We start from the raw sequence: 4,140 nt of genomic DNA, 5'->3' as shown, positions 1-4,140 counted from the left end.
TTCCTGCGCTCGTCGTCGTCGGCGCCGTGATCGTCTTCCCCTGGGCCTTCACGCTGTGGATGAGCGTCAACAGCTGGACGCTCGGCCAGTCGCGAAGCTTTGCCGGGATGGAAAATTATCTGCGCTTGGCGAGCGATCCGCGGTTTTGGGAATCGCTCTGGCATACCTTGATCTATACTTTCCTGTCGGTGGTCGCGCCGATGTTTTTCGGTACCGTTGCCGCGCTCATCTTCGACGCCAGGTTTGCCTTGCGCGGCCTGCTGCGCGGCGTCTTCGTGATGCCGATGATGGCCACGCCCGTCGCCGTGGCATTGGTCTGGACCATGATGTTCCATCCGCAGCTCGGCGTGCTCAACTATCTCTTGTCGCTGGTCGGCATTCCGGCGCAGGAGTGGATATTCAACGCCAACACCGTAATTCCTTCGCTGGTCGCGGTGGAGACCTGGCAGTGGACGCCGCTGGTGATGCTGATCGTGCTGGGTGGGCTGGCGTCAGTGCCGCGCGAGCCGTTCGAAAGCGCCGAGATCGACGGCGCCAATGCCTGGCAGCAGTTCCGCTACCTCACCTTGCCGATGATCGCGCCGTTTCTGATGATCGCGGTCATCATCCGCACGATCGATGCGCTCAAGAGCTTCGATATCATCTACGCGATGACCCAAGGTGGGCCGGGCACGGCATCGGAAACAATCAACATCTATCTCTACAACACCGCCTTCTCCTATTACGACATGGGCTACGGCTCGGCCATGGCGGTGGTGTTCTTCATCGTCATCGTGGCCCTGTCCTTCATCCTCCTGATGCTGCGCCAGCGCTCGCAATGGGTCGACACGGAGGGCAAATAGGTGAGCTCGCGGCTGCTCAACAAGATAGGCCTGTTCTTCGCGGCGCTGGTGCTGGTCTCGCCGGCGATCCTGTTCTTCCTCTGGATGATCTCGCTGTCGCTGAAGTTCGAGATCGACAACGGCGCCTATCCGCCGATCCTGATCCCGGAGCGCTTCGCCTGGTCGAACTACGCAAAGGTGTTCGAGGAGAACAATTTCCTGCTCTATCTGTGGAACTCGGTGCTGGTGACCGGCACGGCGACGCTGCTGGCGCTGCTGATCGGCGTGCCGGCCGGCTATGGCATCGCCAGGCTCAAGGCGGAACGCTCGGCGATCGTCATCATGATCGCCCGCATGACGCCCGGGCTTTCCTATCTCATCCCGCTGTTCCTCCTGTTTCAGTGGCTGGGCATCCTCGGCACGCTCTGGCCGCAGATCATCATCCATCTGGTGGTGACGGTGCCGATCGTGGTCTGGGTGATGATCGGCTATTTCGAGACGACGCCGATGGAATTGGAGGAGGCCGCCAACATCGACGGCGCCAGTTCGTGGCAGGTGTTTCGCCTGGTCGCGCTGCCGATCGCCAAGCCCGGCATCGTCGTCGCCTTCATCCTGTCGATCATCTTCTCGTGGAACAACTTCGTCTTCGGCGTCGTGCTCGCCAGCCGCGAGACGCGGACACTGCCGGTCGCGGTCTACAACATGTTGTCCTACGAGCAGGTGAGCTGGGGGCCGCTCGCCGCCGCCGCGCTGGTGGTGACGCTGCCGGTGCTGGTGCTGACCATGTTCGCGCAACGGCAGATCGTCGCCGGGCTGACCGCCGGCGCGGTCAAGGGTGGCTGAGCGCCTGATCCGCCCTCATTCTTTTGGAGATACGCAATGGCATCGGTAAGCATCAACAACGTGCAGAAGGCTTTCGGAGCCACTCGGATCATCCACGACGTCAGCGTCGATATCGCCGATGGCGAGTTCGTCATCCTGGTCGGACCGTCGGGCTGCGGAAAGTCGACGCTGCTGCGCATGATCGCGGGGCTGGAAACGATCTCGGCCGGAAAGATCGCAATCGGCGAGCGCACCGTGAACAACCTCAGGGCACGGGACCGCAACATCGCGATGGTGTTCCAGAACTACGCGCTCTACCCGCACATGACGGTGGCGGACAATATGGGCTTCGCGCTCAAGATCAAGAAAGCCGATCCGGCCGATACCGCGAGCCGGGTGAAGCGGGCAGCCGGCATTCTCGGCCTGGAAAAGCTGCTCGACCGCTATCCGCGCCAGCTTTCCGGCGGCCAGCGCCAGCGCGTCGCCATGGGCCGCGCCATCGTGCGCGACCCGCAGGTGTTTCTGTTCGACGAGCCGCTCTCCAATCTCGACGCCAAATTGCGCGTGCAGATGCGCGGCGAGATCAAGGCACTGCATCAGCGGCTCGGCACCACCACCGTCTATGTCACGCACGACCAGATCGAGGCGATGACCATGGCCGACAAGATCGTCGTGCTGCACGACGGTCTGGTCGAGCAAATCGGCGCGCCGCTCGATCTCTACGACCGGCCGGCCAATCTGTTCGTTGCCGGCTTCATCGGCTCGCCGGCCATGAACTTCATCCACGGCCACATCGAGGAGGGCATCTTCCGCAGTGCCGGTGGGCTGACGTTGCCGCTACCGCAAGGCATCCGGCCGAGCGAAGCCGCGGGAAGGGAACTGGTCTACGGCATTCGTCCCGAGCATATCCGGGCGACCGGCCAGGGTCTCTCCGGCACAGTCACGCTCATGGAGGCGACCGGCTCGGAAATCTTCGCCACGGTCGACTGCGGCGGAGAGGTGATCTCCTGCCTTTTCCGCGAGCGGCTAGCGCTGAAGCAAGGCGAGAGCGTGCGGATCGAGATCGACCGCGCCTCGGCGCATCTGTTCGACGCCAAAACCGGCCGGCGCATCTGATTGCCCTGCCCGCGCTCTCACCGCGGCGGCCAGGGAGTGCTTGAGATTCGAGCGAACGGAAAGCAACGGGAGCCCAGTTGCAAGAAAATGCAACATGGGAGCATTGCAAAAGTCAGCCAACCCTTTGATTTAGTTGGTGATCCCGACAGGAATCGAACCTGTGACCTACAGATTAGGAATCTGCCGCTCTATCCTACTGAGCTACGGGACCACGCGGCCCGACACATAAACGCTTCGGGCCGGTTCGCCAAGAGGCGTTACCGGCCGATCGGCGGCAATCGGCCGGGAAGGTCGCCTCCGTGCAAAGCGGTCAGGCGGCCAGCGCCGTCTCCGCCAACCTCACCCAATAGCTCATGCCGTGCGGGATGACCTCGTCGTTGAAGTCATAGGCCGGATGGTGAAGGCCGGCGGTGTCGCCGTTGCCGATGAAGATGAAGGCGCCGGGGCGCGCTTCCAGCATGTAGGAAAAATCCTCACCGCCCATCACCGGCTGGATGGCGCGGTGGACATTCGCGTCGCCGGCGACGCCGGCGGCAATATCGCTGGCGAAGGCCGTCTCTTCCGGATGGTTGAAAGTGACGGGATAGTTGGGGTCGTAGTCGACCTCGATCGTCGCGCCGAAGGCTGATGCCAGGCCAGCGCAAATGGCGCGGATTTTCTCTTCCGCTTTCCTGGCCACTTCCTTTTTCAGCGTGCGCACCGTGCCCGCGATCTCGGCTTTTTCCGGTATGACGTTGTAGGCATCGCCGGCATGGAATTTGGTCACCGACACGACGACGGCCTCGACCGGATCGGTGCTGCGTGAAGCAATGGTTTGCAAAGCGCTCACCAAGTGGCTGGTAATGACGATCGGGTCGATCGTGGCATGCGGCATCGCCGCATGGCCGCCATGCCCCTTGACGGTGATGGTGAATTCGGCGGTCGCCGCCATGATCGGGCCGGGCTTGATGGCGAACTCGCCGACGGGAAGGCCGGGCATGTTATGCATGCCGAACACCTTCGAGATGCCGAAGCGGTCCATCATGCCGTCCTTGACCATTTCGTTGCCGCCGCCGCCGCCTTCCTCGGCGGGCTGGAAGATCACCGCCACGGAGCCGACGAAATTGCGCGTTTCGGCGAGGTATTTGGCTGCGCCGAGCAGCATGGCGGTGTGGCCGTCATGGCCGCAGGCATGCATTTTGCCGGGAACGCTCGACGCGTAAGGCTTGCCGGTGATCTCGTTGATCGGCAAAGCGTCCATGTCGGCGCGCAGGCCGATGGCCGGACCCTCGCCCTTACGGCCGCGGATGATGCCGACGACGCCGGTTTTGCCGAGGCCGGTCACAACCTCGTCGCAACCGAAAGCCTGCAGCTTGTCGGTGACGAAGGCGGCGGTCTGGAA

The 4,140-nt window shown here is 62.8% G+C and carries 4 protein-coding genes and 1 tRNA gene; 3 read left to right on the top strand and 2 right to left on the bottom strand.

Annotated elements, in window-relative coordinates; all coding sequences use genetic code 11:
* The 3 genes from EOA75_RS29820 to ugpC all read left to right on the top strand — a co-directional run.
* A partial coding sequence (locus EOA75_RS29820; RefSeq protein WP_164747658.1) for a sugar ABC transporter permease occupies positions 1 to 842 on the top strand: 842 nt, incomplete at its 5' end.
* Positions 843 to 1,664, top strand: a complete 822-nt coding sequence (locus tag EOA75_RS29815) for a carbohydrate ABC transporter permease (RefSeq protein ID WP_082953638.1) — start codon at positions 843 to 845, stop codon at positions 1,662 to 1,664.
* Positions 1,665 to 1,700: 36 nt separating this feature from the next.
* A complete protein-coding gene (gene ugpC, locus EOA75_RS29810) occupies positions 1,701 to 2,759 on the top strand; it encodes a sn-glycerol-3-phosphate ABC transporter ATP-binding protein UgpC (protein ID WP_095799870.1) in 1,059 nt (352 codons plus the stop codon).
* A 134-nt stretch (positions 2,760 to 2,893) separates the two neighbouring features.
* Here the strand turns inward: ugpC and EOA75_RS29805 are convergent.
* Together EOA75_RS29805 and EOA75_RS29800 are read right to left on the bottom strand one after the other, a co-directional pair.
* Positions 2,894 to 2,970, bottom strand: a tRNA-Arg gene (locus EOA75_RS29805).
* A 99-nt stretch (positions 2,971 to 3,069) separates the two neighbouring features.
* A partial coding sequence (locus tag EOA75_RS29800) for a M20 aminoacylase family protein (protein WP_164747657.1) occupies positions 3,070 to 4,140 on the bottom strand: 1,071 nt, incomplete at its 5' end.

The sequence above is a fragment of the Mesorhizobium sp. M1A.F.Ca.IN.022.07.1.1 genome, from assembly GCF_003997575.1.
GTDB lineage: Bacteria > Pseudomonadota > Alphaproteobacteria > Rhizobiales > Rhizobiaceae > Mesorhizobium.
The sequence above is the reverse complement of the archived record's forward strand: the minus strand, read 5'-3'. Positions and strand labels throughout refer to the sequence as shown.